Here is a 22,458-nt window from a genome sequence, read left to right on the forward strand (position 1 = left end):
AAGTGGGAATCCTGATGCGAAGAAATGGAGCTGCAACGCAAATGTGGCATATCGGGAGGTAGGCTCCGGGACAGAGGCGATCGTCGGTGACGGACCGCCGATTCAGCTCCTCGGGACGGTCCGGACCTGGACGTGCTCGAATCGGCTTGCGCTTCCTGCCGTACGCGGGATCGGGCCTACTTCGGGAGCTTCATCACCGTGCCGCCGGCGCTGTTCGTCCAGTAGACGCTGGTCCCGTCCACCGCGATGCCCAGCGGATGATCTTGCCCTTCCGCGAGCGTGATCGGGTCGCCGCCGCCGAGCGGCACCTTTCGCACGCTGCCGTCGTCGTTCGTCCAGTAGACGCTGGCGTCGTCGATCGCGATCCTCCGCGGGTTGCGTTGCCCCTCCGCGAGCGTGATCGGACTGCCGCCCTCGATCGGCACCGCCATCACCGTGCCTCCGTCGTTGGTCCAGTAGACGTGGGTCGCGTCCACCGCGACGTCCTGCGGCTTCGCCTGGCCCTCCGCGAGAGCGATGAGGTCGCCGCCCTCGATCGGCACCTTCATCACGGAGCCGCCTTCGTTCACCCAGTAGACGTGGGTCGCGTCCACCGCGACGCCGAGCGGGGAGGCCTGGTCCGTCGCGAGCGCGACGGCGTCACCGCCGCCGTCGATCGGCGCCTTCATGACCGTGTCCTGGTCGGCGCTCGTCCAGTAGGCGTTCGCGGCGTCGATCGCGATGGCCAGGGGATACTTCTGCCCCTCCCCGAGGATCTCGAAGATCTCGCCATCGAACGAGGACCTCACGACCAGCTCGAGGCCCGAGTCCGTGTAGTAGAGGCTGTCGGAGCTGACCGCGAGGCTCCGGGGGGAAAAGTCGGGCTCTGCCTCGATGAAGACAGCTGCATTGCCGCCGCCGATCGGCACCGTCATGATCTTTCGAGCGACGGAATCGACCCAGTAGACGGTGGTGTCGTCGACCGCGATGTCCAGCGGCTCGGACCCGCCCGACGCCAGCTCCAGGGGCTCGCAGCGCGACTCCACGCACCGCTGTCCCAGGCAATGATGGCCGCAAGCGCCGCAGTGATCCGGATCGGAGCTCGTGTCCGCGCAGGCGCCGGAGCAGAAGGACAGGCCGTCGCCGCAGGCCGGCAGCCCGCCGCCCTCGCCGGCGCCAGCGCCAGCGCCAGCGACGGCGACCGCGCCAGACGACGCCGCGGTCGTGGAATCGGAGCTGCCGGGAGTGAAATCCCGCTCCTCCGGGCTACACGCGGCGGCCAGAACCAGCATGCTCATCATGAGGAAGCGCTTCATGGCGGACAGTGTACACCGGCCGGCTCTCCAGGGCGGGCCGCGCGCGCCCCGCCATGCAGCGCAGCGCCCACCGCGAGGCGCCTCCCTGCCCGCGAGGCGCGAGGCCGCCGCCCCCCCCCCCGCGCCGCCAGCGGCGCTCACGCCGCCGGCGGCGCTCACGCCGCCGGCGGCGCGCACATCATGCAGCCTGCGGGGTCACGGCACCGTGTTCCTGCGGGCGACCGACGAGGAGCGGAGGGCGGCGATCTTGGCGTCGACCTCGGCGGGCGACAGGATCGCGTCCTTGGCGAAGTAGACCCAGTCGGCGTCTTGATGGTACGTGCGCGAGCTGCCCTGGTTCCCGTCGAGCTCGTCGAACCAGACCTGGAAGCTCAGGTACTGGCCCGCTTCCGGCACGAACCTCGACGCGTGCGTCGCCCTCAGCGCCCCGTCGATGTAGTAGCCGATCGACGAGCTGGTGATCTGGATGACGAGCGTATGCCACCCGTCGTGGCTCCCCGAGACGTGGCTCGACGTGCTGTCCACCGTCGTCTCCCACGAGGTCAGCCACATCGTGCTGTTGTCGCCCTGCCCCCAGCCGCCGTTGGGCATGTACTCGAAGTCTTGCTCCGAGTAGTTCGGGTCTCCCGTGACGTAGTCGGTGATCGTGAAGAAGGTCTCTATCGGCTTGTCGGCGAAGAAGCGCGAGCCCGACAGCGGCGTGTCGTAGAACTTCACCCGGGCGGCGTAGGTGCCCAGGCGGAATTTATTGGACCTGGACATGACCTCGGCCTGCGAGCTGCCCGCGCCGGCGCCGTTCGTCGTCGCCTTGAGCCGCATCAGCTTGTTCGCCGAGCTCGAGGGATCGGTGATCAGCGAGACGTTGGACGACAGCCATTGCGCGCCGTCCACGCCGGGCTTGCCCGACCAGGTCCGCAGCGACCACCAGGAGAGGAAGCTGCTGTCGCCGGTGCCTGTGTAGCTGAAGTCGTCGAAGAACTCGGCGGTGGCCGCGCTCCCGGCGAGCGTCGTCGCGCTCGCCTGGGTCGACGCCGCCGACTCGCCGCCGGCGCTCGATGCCGTGACCCGGTAATGGTACGTGGTGGACGCCGAGAGCCCGGTGCTGTTGTAGCTGGTCGAGGGCACGCCGGTGGCGATCCGGTTGCCTGCAGCGGGCGTGAAGCCCGGCGTGGTCGACCGGTAGACGTTGTAGCTCGTCGCCCCGCTGCTCGCCGACCAGCTCAGGGAGATCGCGCTCGAGCTCGCCGCCGTCGCGGCGAGCGACGTGGGCGCCGCGGGCGGCGACACGCTGCTGCCGCCGGTCGGCGGCGTCCCGCCGCGCACGCCGGCCGTGGGCGCGGAGCCAGCGTCATGCACGGTGATGTGGCTCCAGTCGGCGGAGGCGGTCTGGTTCCTGTACGAGTAGTCGTCGGCCTCGTTGACGTTGACGTCGAACACGATCCCGAGGTCGATCGACGCGGTCGCGGCGCCCGCGGCCAGGCTCCCGGCCGCGCTCGAGAAGCGGATCTCCACGTAGCGATCGGCGCCGGGAGCGGAGGCGGTCCCGGTCGCCAGCGTGATGTGGCTGCACGACGGGGTCCACCACCAGCACGCCGGGGTCACCGTCGCGGCGCTGTTCTTCGTGAACCAGTACCGCACGACGATGCTGCTCAGCGGTATCGATGCGCCGGTGTTGTTGCGCACGCTGATGCCGGCCTCGATGATCGTGTCGTTCGGGGTGGCTGCGTCGTGGTTGACGTACTGAACGGTGAAGTCGGCCGCGCCGGCGAAGCTCTCGCCCGGATGGCACGCCACGGAGAGCGCGACGAGGAGGCTCAGCCACGCGAGGCAGGCGCGGGCGGCCCGCGGGAGGCAGACCGTCGTCCCGAGGGGCGCCGATCGCCCGCGCGCGCCGGGTCGATTCTTCTGCTGGTCGCTCCCCGGAGTTCTCGATTGCGGTTTCATCAGAAGCGCCTCCTCATGCAAGGATGTTATCGTGTTCCTGGAAAGAAGCGGTGTCGCGGATTTCCGCCATGGTCGCAGTCGACCATGGGGCAAGAATCCGCGCAGCGACATCGTGCGGAAGTTTTCATTGCAGCTTTTACGAGCGGCGTCCGACCGCGGCTCAGGGCCCGGCGAGCGTCGAGTCGACTCGGTCGAGCGCACGCTCAGGCCGGCCGTGGTTCACGCGTTCAGGCACAGGGACGCTGCACAGCGGGCAATTCGTCGCGAGCGCGCCCGGCCCCCTCTCATGAATGCCGGCACGGGCGGCTATCCTTCGGGGAATCGTCAACTCCGATCCCTGGCCGGACCCACATCGCCGCTCACCACCGCATGGCAGCTCCGCCTGCGGGCCGCGCCCGCCGCGGTCTCAACCTGCGCGGTCTCAACCTGGGTCAGCTCGCCCCCGCCGGTCTCAACCTGGGTCAGCTCGCCCCCGCCGGTCTCAACCTGGGTCAGCGCGCCCCCGCCGGTCTCAACCTGGGTCAGCGCGCCCCCGCCGCCGGTCTCAACCTGGGTCAGCGCGCCCCCGCCGGTCTCAACCTGGGTCAGCGCGCCCCCGCCGGTCTCAACCTGGGTCAGCTCGCCCCCGTCAAGCCGTCCCCGGCGGAACCGGCTCGAACGCGCTCTCCTCGTACGTGCTGCGGGGGTTCCACGCGGCATAGCCGGCGCAGCCGGCGTCCTCGATCGCGCGGATCTGCTCCCGGACATGCCACGGCGTGTACCTGTACCGCCGCATCGGATGCGAGCTGTCCAGGTTGAACGCCTGGATCCAGCTGCGCAGCTGCGCGATCCGCCCCGGCAGCTCCGCCACCCTGCTCCATCCGGCCGAGAGCGCCGCGTGCACCGTCTCGTACGGGTGGTGCGCCGGGTTGGCGAGCCCGAAGCTGCCCGGCCCCCAGTGCGACGGGTATGGCATCGGCATCACGTAATCGAACAGCTCCACCGCGTCCTCCAGCCGCTGGCCCACCCCGTCCTGCGGCCCGAGGAGCGTGATCCCGAACAGATCCGCCGAGATCGGCCGCCCCGCCGCGTCGCCGACCTCCGCGCGAAGGAACTCGAAGAACGCCCTGACGGTCGGCGCCCTCTCCCGCACCGGCGTCCGCGACCGCGGCTCCCCCGCCGCGCCGTAGCGCACGTAATCGTAGTTCACCTCGTCGAACCCGAGCTCGAACGCCCGGAGCGAGATCTCCGCGAGCTCCCGCCATCGCGCCTCCGAGCCCGGGTCGTACCAGCCCCGCGGACCGCCCTTGAACGCGACGACGCGGGCGATGACGTAGATGCCCGCCTGGCGAAGCGCCTCCAGCTGGTCCCTGGTCTCCTCGTCGCGCGCATGAAGGAGCGCCCCTCCGTTCGATCGGACGTCGATGACCAGAGAGTTCAGCTCCGTCCGCTGGACCAGCGACGAGAGCCGCTTCATCCGCTCCGCGCTCCTCGCCGCCGTGAAGTTCACGTAAACCGCCTTGATGGTCGTGGGCATGCTGTTCCCCCGCGCCACGACAGAGCACGTCGCCGGCCACCCGGGCGCGCGCTCGCGGGAACACACTCCATCCCTGGCCGACGCCTACCGCCCTTGCGGCCTTCTCTCCCTCTCCCTCTCTCCCTCTCTCCCTCGCCGCGCCGCGTGCGACCGCGACGCCCGCGCCTCACGGCTCTCCGGCCGCCACGAACGGGTGCTCCTGCATGTACGCCAGGACCGCCTCGCGGCCTGGAATCCCTCCCATCCCCGCGTGCTCGACGCCGAACGACGCCGTGACGTTGGCGAAGCGCGCCGCCTCGACAGGGTCTCCGGTCTCCTGCAGCCGGATCATGAACGCCGCCGCAAACACGTCGCCCGCCCCGGTGGGGTCGACCTCCCTGGCTGGACGAGGAGGGATCCTGGTCTTCACCACCTCTCCGCTCCCCCCGTGAGCAGCACGCCTGTAGAGCGTGCTCCCATCGCAAGACGCGGTGACCACCACCAGGGGCACATGCTCGAAGAACGGCTCCAGCCGGCTCAGGTCGTGCTCGATGTCCTCCTGCGACAGCACGAGGACGTCCAGGCACCGGAGGATCCCCTCCGCGTCATCCCACCGCTTGCCGTACACGCGCCCTGTCTCGTCCCACCGCCGCATCCACCCCTGCGGCGTGGCCACGACGAGCGTGCCGTCGTCGAACAGGCCCGCCACGTCAGCGCCGATCTCATCGACGAGCGGCCCGAGCAGCACCGCCCGCGGCCGGCGCAGCCGCTCGTCGATGTCGCCGGCCGTGATCGGCAGCGCCCGCGCATGGCAGTACTGGACCCGCCCCTGCTCGGTGTAGACATTCGCGAACGTCGTGGTGGCCGGCGACGGGAGCACCCTCACCTCCGCCGCCGCCGGCAGCCCGGACACGTCCGTCGACGGCGCTGCCCGCGTGACGACCGTCGGCGCGCGGCCGAGCCGCACCGCCGTGACGGCCGCGAAGCTCACCGTGCCCCCGAGCCGGTGCTCGCCCTCCAGCTCGGCGCTCAGCAGATCGCAGGTGACATGCCCGATGAGCAGGATATCCGGGCGGCTCATGCCTCCAGTCCCCTCCCCCTGGCCCTCGATCTAGCACCCCCATCCTCGATCGAAGCGCCGCTCCGGAGGCCAGCCTGCCCGGCCCCAGGGGCGTCCCCCGGGAGCGCGCCCCCGGCCGACGTCCCCCTGAAGCCCTCCCGCCGCCCTGCTGGCTACCCGCGCATCGCCTGGATCGGGCTGATCCGCGCCGCGCGGAGCGCCGGGAAGAAGCCGCCGAGCACGCCCATCGCCACGGCGACCAGCACCGACGCGATCAGGATCCCCGGCGTGGGCTCGAACGTGAACACGATCTCCGAGAAGCTCGCGAAGTTGATGGTCGAGAAGCGCACGAACCGCATCCCGAGCGCGGCGAGCACCCCGAGCGCCCCGCCGACCAGCGCGAGCAGGACCGACTCGATCAGGAACGACGTGAGGATGCTCAGCCGCGAGAAGCCGAGCGCCCTCAGCGTGCCTATCTCGCGCTGCCGGTTGGCGATCGACGCGTGCATCGTGATCATCGCCCCGATCATCGCGCCGATCGAGAAGAAGACCGCGATCAGCACGCCCATCGCCTTGATGAACATGCTCGTCCCCTCGGACTGCTTCTCGTAATAGTCGCTCTCGCGCATCACCTCGAGGCCGAGGTTCCGGTTCTGCTCGATCGAGGCCTCGAACGCGTCGAACTTGCTGGCCGAGGCGAGCCGCGCGCGCACCGCCGACACGCTCCCCTCGCGGCCGAACGCCGAGCGCGTCGTGTGCAGATCCGCCCAGACCTCGGACTCCGACGACGAGCCGCCGTCCGAGAACACCCCGACCACCTTCACCGGCCGGTTCTTGCGCAGCTCGAACGACTCGCCGATCGACAGGCCCTTGAAGCGGCCGTGGATCGCCTGCCCCACGATCACCTCGTCCGTGCCCGGCTGCGCCGGCCGGCCCTCGATGATCGTCACCTGCGGGCGGAAGGCGAGCACGTCGTCGGGCACGCCGCGCACCTGGACGTTCGAGACGCCGTCCGTGCCGAGCTTGTCGAGGAGGATGACCGCCACCACCTCCCCCACCCCGTCCGGCTTGCCGTCCTGCCGCCGCGCCACCTCGGGGCCCGCCAGGATCACGCCGATCTGCTGCTCGTCGACGCTGCTCGCCATCTCGACGTCCGAGCCCTTCCGGATCACCACCACGACGTCGCTCCGCGCGGTGCGCCCCAGGGTGCGCTCCACGCTGTTCGCCAGCATCAGCACCGAGGCGAAGACGAACACCACGAGGCCGAGCCCGGCCGCCGTCGCGACGGTCGTCGTCTTCCGCACCACCAGGTTCCGCACGTTGTAAGCGACGGGGATCATGAGCGCTCTCTCCCGCTTTCAGGGTGTCGAGGACAGGCTGCCACGCGGCTCGCTCACGCCACGCGCCGCAGCGCGTCCGTGACCGACAGCTTCGAGGCGCGGTGCGCCGGGATGAGCGATGCGGCCAGCGACAGCCCCATCGAGAGCAGCACCGCGAGCACCATCGTCGCCGGATCGATCCGGAAGTAAGGGAACATGCCGCCCATGTTCTCCTCCAGCCACCGGCCCATCCCGAGCTCGACGATCGGATAGGAGATCGCGAGCCCCACGAGCCCCGCGAGCAGCCCGACCGTCGCCGCCTCCCCGACGATGAAGATCCTCACGTGCTTCGGCTCGAACCCGAGCGCGCGCAGCACGCCGTACTCCCGCGTCCGCTCCCGGACGCCCATGGCCATGGTGTTGCCCAGGATCATCATCATGATGAGGAGGATGATGATCGACACGACGTTCAGCGCCGTCAGCACCGCCGACATCATCGCCATGAACGACAGGTTCATCGCCCGCTCGCTCATCGTCGCCGTCTGCACGTCCTTCTCGTCGAAGATCTTGTCGATCGCCGCGCTGATCTCCGCGCTCCGCGACGGCTCGTCGATCCGCGCGGCCATCCACCCGATCTGGTCGCGCTGCTTCTCGGGGATCGACTCGTTCAGGTAGTCGTAATGGAAGATGAACTGGGACCTGTCCATGGACTTGCGCGTGGCCGTGTAGATCCCCGAGATGTTGAACTGCCACGGACCGGGGTAGATCGACCCCTCCAGCGTCACCGTGTCGCCCACCTTCACGCCCTTCTCGCCGAGCCTGCTCGCGAGGACGTCGCCGATGATGGCGCCCTTGCGGTCGGCCATCCACCGCTCCATGTCCGCGGGGGCGACGACCATCTCGTCATAGACCTTGAAGAAGGTCGCCGAGTCGACCGCCATCGAGCCGAAGAAGTTGTTGGCGTCGCGCGGGTCCTTGCCGCCGAACCAGTTCATGAACGTCCCCTCCGTCACGCCGGGGACCTCGCGGACCGTGGCCATGTAGCGCTTCGGCAACGGCAGGATGAACGAGATCTTGTGCCGCGTCGCGATCCGGTCCTTCGCCGCGTAGTCGGCGGCGACGTTCCACGCCGACAGCACCGTCCGGAGGAGCACGAACGCGAGCACCGCCACCGCCGCGCCGATCACGGTCAGCAGCGTCCTGAACTTGTTCCGGAGGACGTTCCTGGCGGCGACGGAGACGAGGTTCATGACAGGTTCCCCTTGTCGAGCCGGCGCGTCACCGTCGCGCGCTCGGCCGCCTGCGGATCGTGCGTGACCATCAGGATGGTCTTCTTGAACTCCTTGTTGAGCTTCTCCAGGAGCGTCAGGATCTCATCGGCGCTCTTGCGATCGAGGTCGCCCGTCGGCTCGTCCGCCACGATGATCGTCGGGTCGTTCACGATCGCCCGCGCGATCGCCACCCGCTGCTCCTGACCGCCCGAGAGCTGCCGGGGATAGTGGCCCATCCGCTCCTCGAGCCCGACCACGCGCAGCGCCGTCTGCGCGCGCTTGCGCCGCTCGGCCGCCGACAGGCTCGTGAGCAGGAGCGGCAGCTCGACGTTCTCAACCGCGGTGAGGACCGGCATCAGGTTGTACGCCTGGAAGATGAAGCCCATGGTCCGCGACCGGAAGCGCGCCAGCTCGCCGTCGCCCATCCGCGTGAGCTCCTGCCCCGCCACGCGCGCCGTGCCGCGCGTCGGGCGATCGAGCCCGGCGATGAGGTTGAGGAGCGTCGATTTGCCCGAGCCCGAGGGCCCCATCAGCGCCTCGTACGACCCTTCCGGGATGTCGAGCGTGATGTCGTCGAGCACCACGATCGGCTCCTTGTCGCGGAAGTAGGTCTTGCCGACCCCTTGCAGCTCGACAATGGGCTTCGGCTTCCCCTCGCGATACCCCTCGCTCATTCGCTCCCCTTTTCCTTCTCTTTGATCTTCTGGCCGTCCGCGAGCTCGGGGGACGGCCTCGCCACGAGGCGCGCCCCGGGGGCCGGACCGTCGAGCAGCTCCAGCCCGCCCGGCGCCGGCCCGCCCACCTTGATCGGCACCATCTTCGCCTGGCCGTCGTTGACCACGAACACCACCTTGGCGCCCGCCCGCTCGGCGATCGCGGCCTCCGGCACGACCCGCTTCGGCGGCTCCTTCATCGCCTCCTCGGACAGCGCCTCGGCGAGGAAGCTCACCCGCGCGCTCATCTCCGGCAGCGCCTCCTTCACCTCCCCGACGAACTTCACCTTCACCGGGATGGTCGCCTTGGCGCGGTTCACCCGCTTGCCGATCTCCAGCGTCGTGCACCGCAGGCGCTTCTGCGGATAGGCGTCGAGGACGATCTCGCACGGCTTGCCGGGCTCGATGAGGTAGAGCCGCGTCTCCGGCACGTCGGTCTCGACGACGAGCGACGTGAAGTCGGCGATCTCGAGCAGGTGGGGCAGCTCCAGGCCGGCGACCTCCCCCACCTCCGGCGGCTTCGTCATGATCGTGCCGCTGATCGGCGCGACGATCTTCCGGTCGGCCAGCGTGACCCGCAGGCTCTCCACGTCGGCGGCCGCGGCCTTGACCTCCGCGTCCACGGCCCGGGCCGACTCCTCGAGCGAGCGCATGCGCGCGGTCAGGTCCTCCATGGAGGCGCGGCCGGTCACCTGCCGCTCGACCAGCGCCCGCTCCCGCGCGACCTGCTGCTCGACCTCGACGATGCTCGCCCGCGAGGCGGCGGCGCGCGCCCGCGCCGCGGCGACCTTGGCCTGGGCCGCGGCGACGAGGCTCCGCTGGTCCGCGTCGTCGAGCTCCAGGAGCGGGTCGCCCTGCTTCACCACGTCGCCTTCCTTGACGAACACCCGGGCGATGCGGCCGGGGATCTTCGCCCCGACGCGGGAGACGACCTGCGGGACCACATACCCCGTCGACGTCACCGAGATCGACGCCTGCGCGGGCGAGACGAGCGCCACCTCCGTGGTGGCCACCTCGGTCTTGAAGATCGCGCTCTGCGCCCGGGGCGCGACGAGCACGGCCACCCCCGCGACCGCCGCGAGCGCGAGCGCGGTCATGACGGCGGTGCGCAGCGGCCTCCGCCGGTCGGGATCGACGTCCCGCTGGATCCGGAGCGAGGCGAGATCCGAGCTGAGCTGATCGGCCACGGCGCCCCCTTAACACGCTTCAGGCGTGGCGTTTATATTCTAACGTTAATTCCTGACACGCGGCGTCCGTCCGGCCCGATCCGCGGCTGACGTCCCGGCCGGCTCGACCCGGGCGCGGCGCTGCTTCCAGAGCACAGCGCGCAAAGGCAACAACCGGTGGCAATACGCCCGTCCAGACTACAATGCATCGCGCGCGATGCCTCCTGTGCCCGGGCCCACCGCGCGGCGCCCGGACCGCGCCCCGGCGCGCGTCGCCCTGGAGGTGATGCGCCGTGCGCGCCGGTCATTCGTAGGCGATCGACCAGCCGTTCGAGCCGCAGCACTCGAAGGAGATGTTCTCGTCGTCGCCGCCGCCGCCGACCATGCGGAGCGTGGCCTGGCTGGACACGACGCCGCTCACCGCGAAGCTCGTGTCGCAAGCGGCGGTGACCTCGAGGGGAGTCGGCCCGTCGAAGGTCACGACGAAATCGGCGGTCTCGCCGTCGTTGCAGCCGACCGAGATACCCACGCTCGCGATCGCGCGTTCGGCGCCGAGATCACACGGGTATTCGTCGCCCACGGCGATGGCGCCCGCGCCGGGGCAGAGCACCTCGCGGGGCCCGCACGGGGCGCAGGCGCCGCCGCAGTCGACGCCGGCCTCGCCCTCGTCCTCCGCGCCGTTGAAGCAGGGGTCGTCGCCGAAGTCGGCGAGCCCGTAGACGCAGAGCTGGTTGGAGAACGACGGCAGGAAGACCTTGCCGTCGGCGATGGTGGGCGGCGAGAACTTGGCGAAATCGCCGCAGTCGTCGCGCGCGGCGACCTGCTGCGAGGTCCAGAGGACGCGCGAGAGGTCCGACGCGTCGAACGCCTCCAGGACCCCCGGGCGCACGGCCTGGTTCGCGTCGCCGCGGAGCGGGTGCGTCGCCCACAGGATGCCGGTGCCGGGGGCGCTGCCGCTGGCGGAGAGCGAGAGGATCCCGCCCGGCATGCCCGGCGGCGCCGGCCGCTCGCTCTGGCCGGCCGGCTGGAACTGCGCGCCGTCCCAGCGGAAGCCGCGGAGGTGGTTGTTCTCGCCCCACACGTAGATCATCGGGCCGTCCGGCAGATCCCAGGCGATGGGGGAGCCGTGGACGTGGTCCGGCGTCACCGGGAACGACTGGAGTATCTGCGTGTCGCCCTCCGGGCGGAACCCGCCCAGGTCATCGCGATCGAGCACGTACACGTAACCGCCCTTGCCCGCGCCGACGAGCAGGTTCGAGCGCGGCAGGAGGAGCGCGCCGGACGAGCCGAGATCGAGGTCGAGCTCGTTGAGGTAGTCGACGTTGTACGGCGTGAAGTGGTCGAGCACCTCGAGCTCGGGAGACAGCCGGACGACGCTGCTGCCGAAGTTCTCGGCGCCGTCGAAGGTGCCATTGCCGGTCAGGAGGTAGACGCTGCCGTCGGCGTCGACGCTCACCCCCTGCCCTGCCATCCAGATGCCGCCCGCCCAGCCGCCGGGCGTGTCGTTCCAGGCCGCGCGCTGCTTCAGCGTCGCGGCGTCGTGGGCGAGGACCCAGCCGTGGTAAGGACCGGTGTCGCAGTAGCCGGCGAAGGCGATGTAGACCATGCCGTTCGCGAGCGCGAGCGCCGGCCGCTGGTTCTCGATCGCCGCGTCGAAGACGACCGTGCCGTCCGCGCTGCCCTCGCCGGTGCCCGGCGCGCTGGCCTCGAGGACGACAGGGCTGTTCGGCCGCTCCGCGCCGGTGGCGAGGTCGAGCGCGCGGAGCCGATAGACCTGCTCGCCGCCGTTCTCCTTGGTCTTCGGGACCACGTAGATGGTGCCCGTGGCTTCGTCGATCACGGGCGTGCTGAGGATGCCGATGTTGCCGCTGATGTCCCGGTAAACGCCGCACGCCTGGCCGACGTCGAGGTGGTCGACGGGCGTCACGCCGTTCGCCGGGTCGTTGAAGTTGACGTGCCAGAGCGGCTCGCCGGCCTGCGGGTCGCGGGCGTCGAACGCGTAGACCGAGTTGTTCATCGTGGCGACGTAGACGACGTCGCGCGCGCCCTGGCCGGGGATGGTCACGCCGGACACGTAGAGCGGCTGCGCGTAGATCTGGTCGTCGACGGCGCGCCGGAACAGGAGCCCGAACTGGCTCGCGTTCACGTTCTCGGTGGTGAGCGTTGTCTCGGCGAGGTTCGCGCCGGTGCGCGCGTTGTCGTTGTGGAACGTGAGGACGCGCGCGCCGCCCGGCGCGGCGGCGCCGCCGCCGCCGCCCTGATCATCCGCTCCCGCGGCGCCGCCGGTGCCGCCGTTGCCGCCCGCGCCCGGGACCGGCGACACGACCTCTGGAGCGACGCACGACGCGGCCGCGGCGCCGAGCGCCAGGGAGAGCCCGAGCGCGGCGCCGGCCGTGAGGTGCCGGCGCGGGGCGCTCACGCGCCGGCCTGTGGAGAGCGAGCTTGCCATGACGAGCCTTTCGAGAAATCGAACCGAAGCGCGCCGGGGCGCGCAGGCGCGATGTCCCCGGACGACCGACGATCGATGAACCACCGGCGACCGACGGAGGCGTGGCGGTGGCTGCTCGCCTCCGCTCATGAATGCGCCGGGCTCGCCCGTCCTTCATGTCATCGCGCCCGGCCGTGTCGTTTTCCTGGGGTCGGTGCCGGTCGCGCCGCGCGGGCGCGCCTCGTGCACTAACATCGGTTCCATGTTCGGCATCGTGCTCGATCGCGCCTCGCGGCGCTCGCTGGCGCTCCAGCTCGCGGACGGGCTGCGCAGGGCGGTCGTCGCCGGAGAGCTCGCGCCCGGCGCCAGGCTTCCGCCCTCGCGCCAGCTCGCGGCGGAGCTGGGTATCTCCCGGCGGCTGGTGACGGACGCCTATGAGCAGCTCACCGGCGAGGGCTATTTCGAGACCCGCGCGGGCCACGGGACCTACGCCGCCACGCTGCCGGTGCGGGCGCCGCACACCAGCGTCTCGGCGGCGGCCGCCCTCCGGCGGCGCCGGCCCCCCCTCCGCTTCGACTTCACCCCCGGGATCCCCGATCTCGCCAGGTTCCCGCGGCAAGCGTGGCGCCGCGCCGCCGACGACGCGATCTCGCTGGCGCACGCCGCCGATCTCTCCTACGGCCCACCGCTCGGCGACGCCCGGCTGCGCCAAGCCATCTCCGACTACCTGTACCGGTTCCGCGGGCTGGCCGCCGATCCGGAGCAGATCTGCATCACCTCCGGCACCTCGCATTCCCTGTCGCTTCTCTCACGGCTCCTCCCCGCCACGACCCTTTTCTGCGAGGAGCCCGGGCTCACCTTCGCCCGCGACGCCTTCGCCTCGGCCGGGTTCCGCTGCCGCCCCGTGCACGTCGACGACTCCGGCGCTCTCCCGTCCGGCCTGGGCGACGTGCCCCGCGGCGCGCTCTTCTACCTGACTCCCTCCCACCAGTTCCCGATCGGCGCCCTCCTGCCGCTCAAGCGACGGGTGAAGTTCCTGGAGCTGGCCACCTCGGCGGAAGGGCTGGTGCTCGAGGACGACTACGACTCGGAGTTCCGCTTCCGCGGCAGCCCGGTCCCACCGCTCGTCTCGCTCGACGCCGAGCGCGTCGTCTATCTGGGGACCTTCTCGAAGTGCCTCGCGCCCTTCGTGCGGGTCGGCTACCTCATCGCCCCGCCCCACCTCGTCGGCCCGATCGCCGACCTGGTGCGGCGCACCAACCTCCGGGGCTCCATCCCACACCAGCGGACGCTGGCCCGCTTCATCGAGGAGGGCGATCTCGAGCGCCATATCTTCGCCATGAAGCGACGCTACCGCGCCCGGCTGGAGGCCATCCTCGCCTTCCTGGAGACCCGGTATGGAGATCAGGTCCGCACCGGCGGCGGCGAGACCGGATTCCACCTGCACGTGCGCTTCAGCGCGCGGCGCTTCGGCCCGAGCTTCACCGACACCTGCAGCGCGGAGGGGCTGCGGATCTCGACCGAGGACGAGTTCCGGGCCGAGCCATCGAGCGCGAGCGACGCGCTGGTGCTCGGCTATGGCAACGTGGAGGACGAGAAGCTCGACGAGGGCCTCGAGCTGCTTGGAGCCCTCGTCGAGCGGAATGCGGACCGTGAGATCCGTTCGCCCTGAGCCCTTCGTCTCCGCCTTCGGCGCTGCGCTCAGCGCAGGCGGAGTCGAAGGGCGGCCCTACAGGTTCCTGTCCTCGTACGCCACCAGCTCCGATACCTGGCGCGCCTGCTCGGCGGTGAGCGGCCCCTTCTCCATGGCCCGCGCGTTCTCCACGGCCTGGGCCGCGTTCTTGAAGCCGGGGATGGGGATGGTGTTCGGGCTCTTGGCCCAGATCCACGCCAGCGCGCCCTGAACCAGGGTCCGGCCGTTGCTGGTCAGGATCTCGCGGGCGGCCTCCAGGCGGCGGGCGTAGTTGGGGTTCACCTTGCCGTCCTTGAACCAGGTGATCCACTCGAAGTTGCTGGTGCGCACGTCGCCGCGGGGCAAGGTCTCGCCCTTCGTGTACCGGCCCGAGAGCATGCCCATGGCGAGCGGGCTCCGGCACAGGAGCGCCAGCCCCTTGCCCTCGCCGTAGGCGATCAGCCGATCGTTCCCCTCGAACACGTTGAGCAGGATCTGGGCCGCGCCGCAGTGCGGTCCGCGGGCGAAGACCTCGACCGAGGCCTTCACGTCGGTGCTCCAGCCGTAGGTGCGGATCTTCCCCTCTTTCACGAGCTGATCGAGCACCTCCACCACCTCACCGGCCTTCTCCGGCGGGTACTCCCAGATGTGGAGCTGGTAGAGGTCGATTCGATCGGTCCCCAGCCGCCGCAGGCTCCCCTCCACGGCACGCCGGATGTATGCCGGGCTGGCGTCGGTCCTGCCCAGGTTGGCGTGCTTCTCCTCGAAGAGGTGACCGAATTTGGTGGCCAGGGTGACGCTGTCGCGAATCTCCCGGATGGCCTTCCCGACCAGGACCTCGCTGTGCCCCGACCCGTACACGTCGGCGGTGTCGAGCAGCGTGACGCCAGCGTCGATGCCGGCGCGGATGGCCCGGACCGACTCCGCGTCGTCGGTGCCGTGCCACTCCCAGCTCGCGGCCGGGTCGTTCCACTTCCCCGCGATGGCCCAGCATCCCAGGCCCAGCGCGCTCGTCTCGATACCCGCTCTCTCCCATCGTCGCTTCATGGCGTCCTCCTCCTGGACCCAACGTCCGGGGCCATGTATGAGGCCGCAGGCGCGCGGGGACGAGGACCGCCGCTGCGGCTCCGGCGTGGACCACCGGGAGAGCAACGGTCGGGGGCGGGCGGCTTCGTTATTCGGCGAAGATCTCGTCGAGAGAGCCGGCGCTCATCGCCCGCAGCAGCCAGCGCTGCAGCGTCGCGGGCTCCTGACAGGCCAGCAGGCGGGCGCGCGCTTCGTCCAGGCACGGGATCTGGCGCATGGAGAGCGCGGCCAGGATGGCCTCTCGCAGGCCCGCCATGGCCTGCTCGGCCTGCGCCTGCGCCTGCTCGGCCTGCGCCTGCGCCTGCTCGGCCCTTGCTTCGAGGCTCTCCATCATCCCTTTCAGCCGGCCGATCAGGTCCGCGGAGCCGAACAGCTCGGCCATGCCGTGGAAGAACTGGAGCCGGTCGCCGACGACCGCCAGGTCGAGACCCAGCACCGACGAAGTATGGCGCCCCATCTGCGGCACGATGCGCTGGTAGCGCGCGGCGTCCGGCCCTGGCAGCCGGTAGCCATGGACCTGCTGCCGGAGCCGGTCGTAGACGAAGTACTCGGGGATGCCCAGGCGCGCGTAGCGCTCGACGTTGGCGACGAGATCCTTGTTCCGGTTGCCCTGATGGAGCACCTCGAGGACCATGCTCAACCCCCTGCCCTCGTCGGCCACCACCCACGCCATCGGCGGGTCATCCTCGGGCTGTGGCACGTCCGGTACAGCGAGGATATCCGGGACGAAGGCCTCTTCACCCGGGTAGACGACAGCCAGCTTGTCGGCCAGGTAGATGACGCGCCCTGTGGCTCCGAAGTGCAGGCTGAGCATGTCGATCGCTCGCCGCCTGGCCTGATAGTGAGGTCGCCCCTCGGCCATGGCGCTCCGCGGGTCCGACAGCGCGTCGAGGATCCTCACCAGCAGGCGCTCGCGCTCCGCCGGGGTCATCGCGCGCCACTCTTCCTCTGTCGGAGCGATCAGCGGGGGGGCGGGCGGCCCCGGCGTCCCGGAGGCGGGTAGAACCATGCCGAGAATCTAGCACCGAACGCCGTCGCGGCGGCGGCGGGGATGCGTTCGCGCTCGAGCTACGTCCACGCTGGCGAGCTATGCTCGGGGCTCACACGAAGGTCAGGACGGGCTTCACGTCCGCCGGCTGGCGCACGAGCGCGTCGGTCCAGCGGTGGAGCGGCACGCGGCGCGAGATGAGGCGGTCGAGCCACGCTTGGTCCGCCCTGGAGAGCGACGCTGCCGCTGCCTGGAAGTGCCTCCGGTTGGCGGTGACGGTGCCGAACACCACGCTGTTCTCGAGCACCATCTTCCGGTTGAGCCGCTGGATGTCGACCGAGATCATCCGCTCTCCCATCGAGATGCCTGTCAGGCAGACGACGCCGGCTGGGGCCACGATCTGCATGGCGCCGTGGATGAGCCGGTCGTCGCCGGTGCACTCGAGCACGACGTCCGCGCCGGCGCCGGCTTCCTGGACGCTGCCTGTGTGGTAGGTCGCCCCGAGGTCGCGGACGAGCCCGGGCTTCGGCCCGTCGGTCACGCGGTCGAGGACGCGCACCTCGAGCCCCCGCTGCACGCCGAGCAGGGCCGCGAGCAGCCCGATCGGGCCCGCCCCCGTGACGAGGACGCGCTGCGGCGTCCAGCTCGTGCGCGCGCCGATGCGCTCGATCTGCTCCCACGCCTTGGCCACGACGCTCGCGGGCTCGAGCAGGACGCCGCGCTCGCCGAGCTTCCTGTCGACGGCGACGGCGTGCTCCGGCCGGGTGCGGTAGCGCTCCGAGGCGAAGCCGTCCGCCGACTTGATGCCGCGCTCGGAATACTGGCCGTTCCGGCACATGTCGCACTCTCCCGCCGCGCAGCTCGCGCACGGCACCGGGTCGGGGTGGCGCACGACCCCCACCACCCAGTCGCCCTTCTCCAGCCCGCACCCGGCCGGCGCCTCGAGCACCTCGCCGAGCGACTCGTGCCCGATCACGAGCCGCGCCTTGCCCGGCGGCGCGAAGCCGTAGGCGCCCTCCAGGATCTCGAGGTCCGTGCCGCACACCCCGACGGCGAGCGTCTCGACCAGCACCGGCCCGTGCTCGACCGGCGGCTCGGGGATGTCCTCCAGGAGACCGGAGCGCGGTTTGCCGGGCTCCACCGTGATCGCGCGCATCGAGCTCGTACCTTCCTTGGGCCCGGAGCGGAGCCCCGCGGGGGCGCTGGCGGGCGAGATCGGATGACGGGGGATAGGCCTGCGGATTCGCCGGCGTTTCGCGGGCGGAAAGCGAGACGACATCGCAGATCGACGGATCTGTCAATGACGGACAGCCACCCTGCGGCGAAGGTGGCGGAGCAGACGGCAGGTGTGCTGCAAGTCGCGCACGAGGTGGGATGGATGCAGGACGACGGCCGGGAGGGGCGAGCGTCGGAAAGGTGACCTTGGCGTGTCCGCGGCGACGGCGTGTGGGGCGATGGCAAACTTTGCCGTGCCTCCACGTTCATGGCTGGCAATCGTTACCAGGACGGCAAGGATTGCCATGCGCCTGCTGGCCCCGCGGGCGAGCTCGAGTGCGCGGCAGCCGCTCGCGCGCCGCGCTCGGCTCGTCGCGCCGCGCGCTTTCGTCGGAGCGGCCCTCACGCGCCGGGGCGGCACGCCGCTTGCGATAGCGCCCTGCCAGCCGGACTGCCACGGCCGGCGCCTGGGCAGGCGAAGCGGTGCCCGGGAGCGCGAGGTGACGATGTGACGCCTCCAGGCCGGGCGACACCACGTCAAAGGCAGCGTGAGGTTCAGGCCAGCGCGTTCAAATGGATATTACTATGTTCACATCAGAGCGAAGACGGTCATTTTACTCCGTGGCTGGGGCGTGCGCTCTTGCCTCGATCTCGGTGGGTTGCGCACAGCCCGTGGACGAGGAGGTCGACGCTGAGCACGGCGTTCATCGGGCGTCCAGCGCTGCGCTCACGAGCGCGACGCTGGTGCGGCTCGCCGGCTACGTGGGGGCCGGCAGCGCCGGAGCGCCAGGCGACGCCGGGCTCCCTCACGTGAAGGTCACCCTCACCGGCTCGCAGAACGAATCGATGTACACTGATCTGAACGGCAACTACCAGTTCCTGGTGCCTGCGGGCAGCTCCAATTCAGTCAGCGTATCGATGCCCGGGGCGACGTTCACCACCCTGGACAACTTCAACCTGAACAACGTGCAGGGCGATAAGTTCGTCAGGTATTCCTGCGTGTCGGGGTGCACCGTTCCGAGCCCGCCGCTCTGCGAGGCGGGGGCATCGGCGAGCGACTGCCTGGAAGCGCTGGCGTTCGACCCGAGCAACCCGGGGAGCAGTCTTGCCTTCTACCGCGATCGGCCGCTCGTGTCATGGAACCCCGATCTCAAGCACGCGATCATCGTGATTCACGGTCACCGAGGCGACGCGGACGCCACCTTCAGGGCAGTCAAGGCGGCGCTCGGCCCGCGAACGGACACGATCGTGATCGCGCCGTACCTGGGAGGCAGCTCCAGCCCCTCGGCGCAATGGCCCACGGGCTGCACGGACTGCCTGAGCTTCGACGACTGGGCGAGCGGCGGCCAGGACGAGAGCGACGTCACGGACTCCTTCACTCAGCTGGAGTGGCTCGCGGAGAGATTGCGGTCGACGTACCCGCTCGAATCCATCACGTTCGCTGGCTTCTCCGAAGGTGGCCAGGCCGTTCAGCGCTTTGCGGCGATGAGCAAGGGGCTCCCCGGCGCGGCCACCCACGCCGGGCTACAGGTGCGCTTCGTCGTCGCGAGCCCCTCGTCGTACGTCTACCTCGACTCGGCGCGGCTCGAACGCGACGACGACATGTGCCCCGACGAGGAAGGCAGATGCGACGTGAGAGACAATTTCAGCACGGACGACGAGCTCTGCGATGGCACGTACAACGAGTACAAGCATGGCCTCACGTACATCCCCGACCACCTCAAGACTCGACTCGATGGACTGGCGAAGCGCGGATATCGCTACCTCGAGAACGATGTCACGTATCTCGTCAATACGGGGGACGCTTGCGCCAAACCCTATACCGGCACCGGCATGGGGGAGATCAGCCGCCCTGCCGATCTGTGCCGTGACCTCGTGCAAGGCCCCCACGACAACTCTTACCGCATGCAGCGGGGGCTCGTCTATTTCAACTACCTCAAATACATCTCGCAGAAGTGGGGCAAATCCATGGACAGCCATCGGCTTTATATAGTCGACGGCGCCCAGAGCGGCTGCGGGCACGATTCCGCGTGCATGTACGGCTCACAGATCGGGCGGGACGTGTTGCTCGGGAACCCGGTGTCACCGGCGTTCGACCCCGCGACGACCACGACGATCGGCGACTATACCGGAGCCGCGACCTGCAAGCAGTGAGCTGGCCTTTCAGGTCCTCGCCCCTCGGGTCGCCTTGAGGAAGGTTCATCCGGCCAGCGCGAGCTGCCTCTGGTCCGGGATATTTACTCGATCTCTACGCAGATGGCATCGCCGAGCGGGCGAGGGTCGGTCGCGCGGACGTTGCAATCGTAACCTGCACCGTCAATGGAGCCGCCTCCACCGATCCTCGCGATCCCCCAGAGCCCGACGTGAGAGCATATCTCATCCGAGTAGGCGGAGGCGGTGGCGAAATCCACGTGCTCGAAGCCTTCCAGACACTGCTCTCCGCCTCTCACCACCGCAAAGGTGGTCCCGCCGATGTCAAAGAGCTCGTAGTTGGGCTTGCAGAGCGTGTACTCCAGCTCGCGGGTATCGTCAGCGTGCTGCTGGCAGCTGTTCCACGGGCCATCTATCGAAGACCCGCCTGCGATACGAAAGACGCCTGAATAGGGGAGCTCATCGCAGCTGGCGGCAAACGTCCAGAAGGCGTCGACTGGGGTCAACGGAGTGTACCCTGCGGGGCAACCGTCTCCTTCGTATACTCCGTACTCCACCGCCTGAGCTTGAGCGGGTGCGCCCAGCGAGACGCCTCCGACGACGAGGCTGCAGAGCAGGGCGCGCATGGGCATCATGTGAAAGATGTGTCTCATTTATTCGCCATTGTTTCGTTATGGTAGGTTATGGTTCCAGACCAGGCGCGTGGCCGGGCGCAGGGGTTCATTGGCGTCACCCGGCGGATCATCGAGGCCAGGTTCCATCCGCCGTGATGCCCTCTGCACGGGCGGGCCACAAGAGCGGCCCGCCGCAGCCCGAGGTCCGGAGACAGGCGCATCCGGCCCGCCCCGCGACCGCGCGAGGATCACGTCCAGAGTATGCGGCGACACGGTGGGCGGCGCCAGACAGCGGGCTGGAACGGCGGCGTTCGAGAAATGAAACAGTGATATCGCTGCTGCGGGCAGTGAGCCGGGAAGCGAACCGCCATGATGTAAAGGGCGCCAGGAAACCAGGGGATCGCTCAGCGGATCGCCGGCGCTCCCGCACGGCGGGCCAGGAACCTCGCCGTCCCGCACCTGGCGGTGCGTTTCACAAACGGACCCGGAACGCTCCCCGTAATTCTAGATATGAGCACACGCTTTCATCCCCCCGGGGACCGCTCCCGCGCTCCTCTCTGGAATTCCGTTCACGCTGCCGCACTCGAAGTTCTCCCCGGCGCGCTCCGGCGCCTCGGGGTCGCCGGGCCCGACATCGACGACCTGTCCCAGGACGTCCTGCTCGCGGCGTACGAGAGGCTGGATCGGCTCGATCCCGCCTACCCCGCCTCCGCCGGCCATCCGCCGCCGCGTGAGGCCGTCTCCGCGGGCGCGCCTCGCCCCGCCGGCGCAGAGCGCGTCAGGGAGCGAGCCGTCCCGATGAGCCGCGCCAGGGCCAGACACGGGCTCGGCGCGCACCCGGCCCGCCGCATCGTCGGGCGCCGTCGGGGCGCCTCGGGCCTGGCGCGCGCCGCCTTCGCCGCGGTCCTCGGCCTGCTCTGGATCGCCGAGGCGCACGCCGCGCCGGCTCCGCCCGAGGTCATGATGCGGCTCGAGATGACCCGGGGCCCCGGCGCCGAAGCCTGCCCCGACGAGACGTTCCTGCGCACGGAGGTCGCACGCAGGTTCGGCGCCGACCCGTTCCAGGACGACGCGCCGCAGGTGCTCAAGGTCAGGGTGTGGCGCGAGGGGCCGGAGTTCACGGCCTCGATGTCGCTGCGCGACCGCGAGGGCGAGACCCGGTGGGCCGACGGATTCGGCACCCGGATCGGCTGCGAGGAGCTGCTCTACGGCGTGGCCCTCGCGATCGCGGTGCAGATCATGGACGTGCCGGAGCCGGCTCCACGGGCGCACGAGCCCTCGCCGAGGCCCCCGCAGGCGCCCCCGCCGCCCCCGCCGGCGCAGCGCCCCGCGCCGGAGCCACCGCGCGCTGTCGAGCGATCGCACGACAGCGCGCGGCCGCGGGCGGCACCCGCGGAGCGGCTGCAGCTCGAAGCGGGGCTCGGGGCGATCCTTGGCCTGGGGATCACCCCGGGCGCCGCGGCCGGGATGACGCTGTCCCTCGGCGTTCGGCGGTCTGACTGGTCGATCGCGGTGGAGGGGCGCGGGCTCGCCGCGCTCGCGCAGGAAGTCGAAGCGATGCCCTTCGGCATCAGGGCATTCACGGCGGCTGCCGTGGCCTGCCATCGCGGCCAGCACCTGTTCGGCTGCGGGGTCGCCACCGCCGGCGTGGTCCGGTTCGTCCCTCGGGACCCGTGGACCATCAGCTCACCCAGCCAGCCGATGGTCGGCGTCGGCCCACGGCTCGGCAGCGCGTGGCCCCTCTCGGACAGGTGGTCCGCGTACGCTTACGCGGAAGCCGTCTGGATCGTTGCGGATGCGGTTCTTCGACGCGAGAAAGATGGAAGCGAATCGCTTCCAGCCCTCAGCTGGTCGTCACCCCCGGCCAGCGCCGCGCTCGGATTCGGTGTCACGGCAACGTATTGAACCAGCGCGAATGACCATGGGAGGTTTTATCACTCAACATGACAATCCTCTGGAGGAATCCGCAATGACACATGCAGCCGCCTGTCTCATGGATCTCCATTGTCAGCATGAAGCACCATCCGTTAGCTTGTCCGGC

Annotated in this window: 16 protein-coding genes; 3 read left to right on the top strand and 13 right to left on the bottom strand. The window is 70.1% G+C overall.

Going from position 1 to position 22,458, the window contains the following annotated elements; all coding sequences use genetic code 11:
- Positions 1-176: 176 nt before the first annotated feature.
- The 9 genes from WME89_RS40555 to WME89_RS40595 form a co-directional block, all read right to left on the bottom strand.
- On the bottom strand, positions 177-1,295 hold the full coding sequence (locus WME89_RS40555; RefSeq protein ID WP_438004937.1) for a hypothetical protein: 1,119 nt from the start codon (positions 1,293-1,295) through the stop codon (positions 177-179).
- A 195-nt stretch (positions 1,296-1,490) separates the two neighbouring features.
- Positions 1,491-3,239: a cellulose binding domain-containing protein gene (locus tag WME89_RS40560; RefSeq protein WP_438004938.1), complete on the bottom strand. Its 1,749-nt coding sequence runs from the start codon at positions 3,237-3,239 to the stop codon at positions 1,491-1,493.
- A gap of 628 nt (positions 3,240-3,867) precedes the next feature.
- Positions 3,868-4,755: a putative glycoside hydrolase gene (locus WME89_RS40565; RefSeq protein ID WP_438004939.1), complete on the bottom strand. Its 888-nt coding sequence runs from the start codon at positions 4,753-4,755 to the stop codon at positions 3,868-3,870.
- A 166-nt stretch (positions 4,756-4,921) separates the two neighbouring features.
- Positions 4,922-5,815, bottom strand: a complete 894-nt coding sequence (locus WME89_RS40570; RefSeq protein ID WP_438004940.1) for a PfkB family carbohydrate kinase — start codon at positions 5,813-5,815, stop codon at positions 4,922-4,924.
- 152 nt (positions 5,816-5,967) lie between these two features.
- A complete protein-coding gene (locus tag WME89_RS40575) occupies positions 5,968-7,134 on the bottom strand; it encodes an ABC transporter permease (protein ID WP_438004941.1) in 1,167 nt (388 codons plus the stop codon).
- A 53-nt stretch (positions 7,135-7,187) separates the two neighbouring features.
- Entirely contained in the window at positions 7,188-8,363 is a 1,176-nt protein-coding gene (locus WME89_RS40580) for an ABC transporter permease (RefSeq protein WP_438004942.1), read from the bottom strand.
- Positions 8,360-9,058, bottom strand: a complete 699-nt coding sequence (locus tag WME89_RS40585; protein WP_438004943.1) for an ABC transporter ATP-binding protein — start codon at positions 9,056-9,058, stop codon at positions 8,360-8,362. Before WME89_RS40585 ends, WME89_RS40580 begins: the two co-directional genes overlap by 4 nt.
- Complete coding sequence (locus WME89_RS40590) at positions 9,055-10,284, bottom strand: efflux RND transporter periplasmic adaptor subunit (protein ID WP_438004944.1); 1,230 nt, start codon at positions 10,282-10,284, stop codon at positions 9,055-9,057. The genes WME89_RS40585 and WME89_RS40590 overlap by 4 nt, the downstream gene beginning before the upstream one ends.
- 283 nt (positions 10,285-10,567) lie before the next feature.
- On the bottom strand, positions 10,568-12,712 hold the full coding sequence (locus WME89_RS40595) for a hypothetical protein (protein ID WP_438004945.1): 2,145 nt from the start codon (positions 12,710-12,712) through the stop codon (positions 10,568-10,570).
- A 241-nt stretch (positions 12,713-12,953) separates the two neighbouring features.
- Here WME89_RS40595 and WME89_RS40600 point away from each other — a divergent pair, with 241 nt between their 5' ends.
- The gene (locus WME89_RS40600) at positions 12,954-14,363 is read left to right on the top strand and encodes a PLP-dependent aminotransferase family protein (RefSeq protein ID WP_438004946.1); all 1,410 of its coding nucleotides are present in this window, start codon (positions 12,954-12,956) and stop codon (positions 14,361-14,363) included.
- A 57-nt stretch (positions 14,364-14,420) separates the two neighbouring features.
- Here the strand turns inward: WME89_RS40600 and WME89_RS40605 are convergent, their stop codons facing one another.
- The 3 genes from WME89_RS40605 to WME89_RS40615 form a co-directional block, all read right to left on the bottom strand.
- Entirely contained in the window at positions 14,421-15,410 is a 990-nt protein-coding gene (locus WME89_RS40605; RefSeq protein WP_438004947.1) for an aldo/keto reductase, read from the bottom strand.
- 127 nt (positions 15,411-15,537) lie between these two features.
- On the bottom strand, positions 15,538-16,458 hold the full coding sequence (locus WME89_RS40610; protein WP_438004948.1) for a Uma2 family endonuclease: 921 nt from the start codon (positions 16,456-16,458) through the stop codon (positions 15,538-15,540).
- Positions 16,459-16,549: 91 nt separating this feature from the next.
- Entirely contained in the window at positions 16,550-17,593 is a 1,044-nt protein-coding gene (locus WME89_RS40615; protein WP_438004949.1) for a glucose 1-dehydrogenase, read from the bottom strand.
- 731 nt (positions 17,594-18,324) lie between these two features.
- Between WME89_RS40615 and WME89_RS40620 the strand changes: the two genes are divergently transcribed.
- Positions 18,325-19,806 (top strand): hypothetical protein, encoded by a 1,482-nt coding sequence (locus WME89_RS40620; protein ID WP_438004950.1) that lies wholly within the window; start codon positions 18,325-18,327, stop codon positions 19,804-19,806.
- Positions 19,807-19,889: 83 nt separating this feature from the next.
- On the opposite strand, the gene WME89_RS40625 is transcribed toward WME89_RS40620, so the two are convergent.
- Positions 19,890-20,456: a hypothetical protein gene (locus WME89_RS40625; RefSeq protein ID WP_438004951.1), complete on the bottom strand. Its 567-nt coding sequence runs from the start codon at positions 20,454-20,456 to the stop codon at positions 19,890-19,892.
- Positions 20,457-21,215: 759 nt separating this feature from the next.
- Between WME89_RS40625 and WME89_RS40630 the strand changes: the two genes are divergently transcribed.
- The gene (locus WME89_RS40630; RefSeq protein ID WP_438004952.1) at positions 21,216-22,322 is read left to right on the top strand and encodes a hypothetical protein; all 1,107 of its coding nucleotides are present in this window, start codon (positions 21,216-21,218) and stop codon (positions 22,320-22,322) included.
- The last annotated feature ends 136 nt before the right edge of the window (positions 22,323-22,458 follow it).

This window comes from Sorangium sp. So ce321, from assembly GCF_051530195.1.
GTDB lineage: Bacteria > Myxococcota_A > Polyangia > Polyangiales > Polyangiaceae > Sorangium.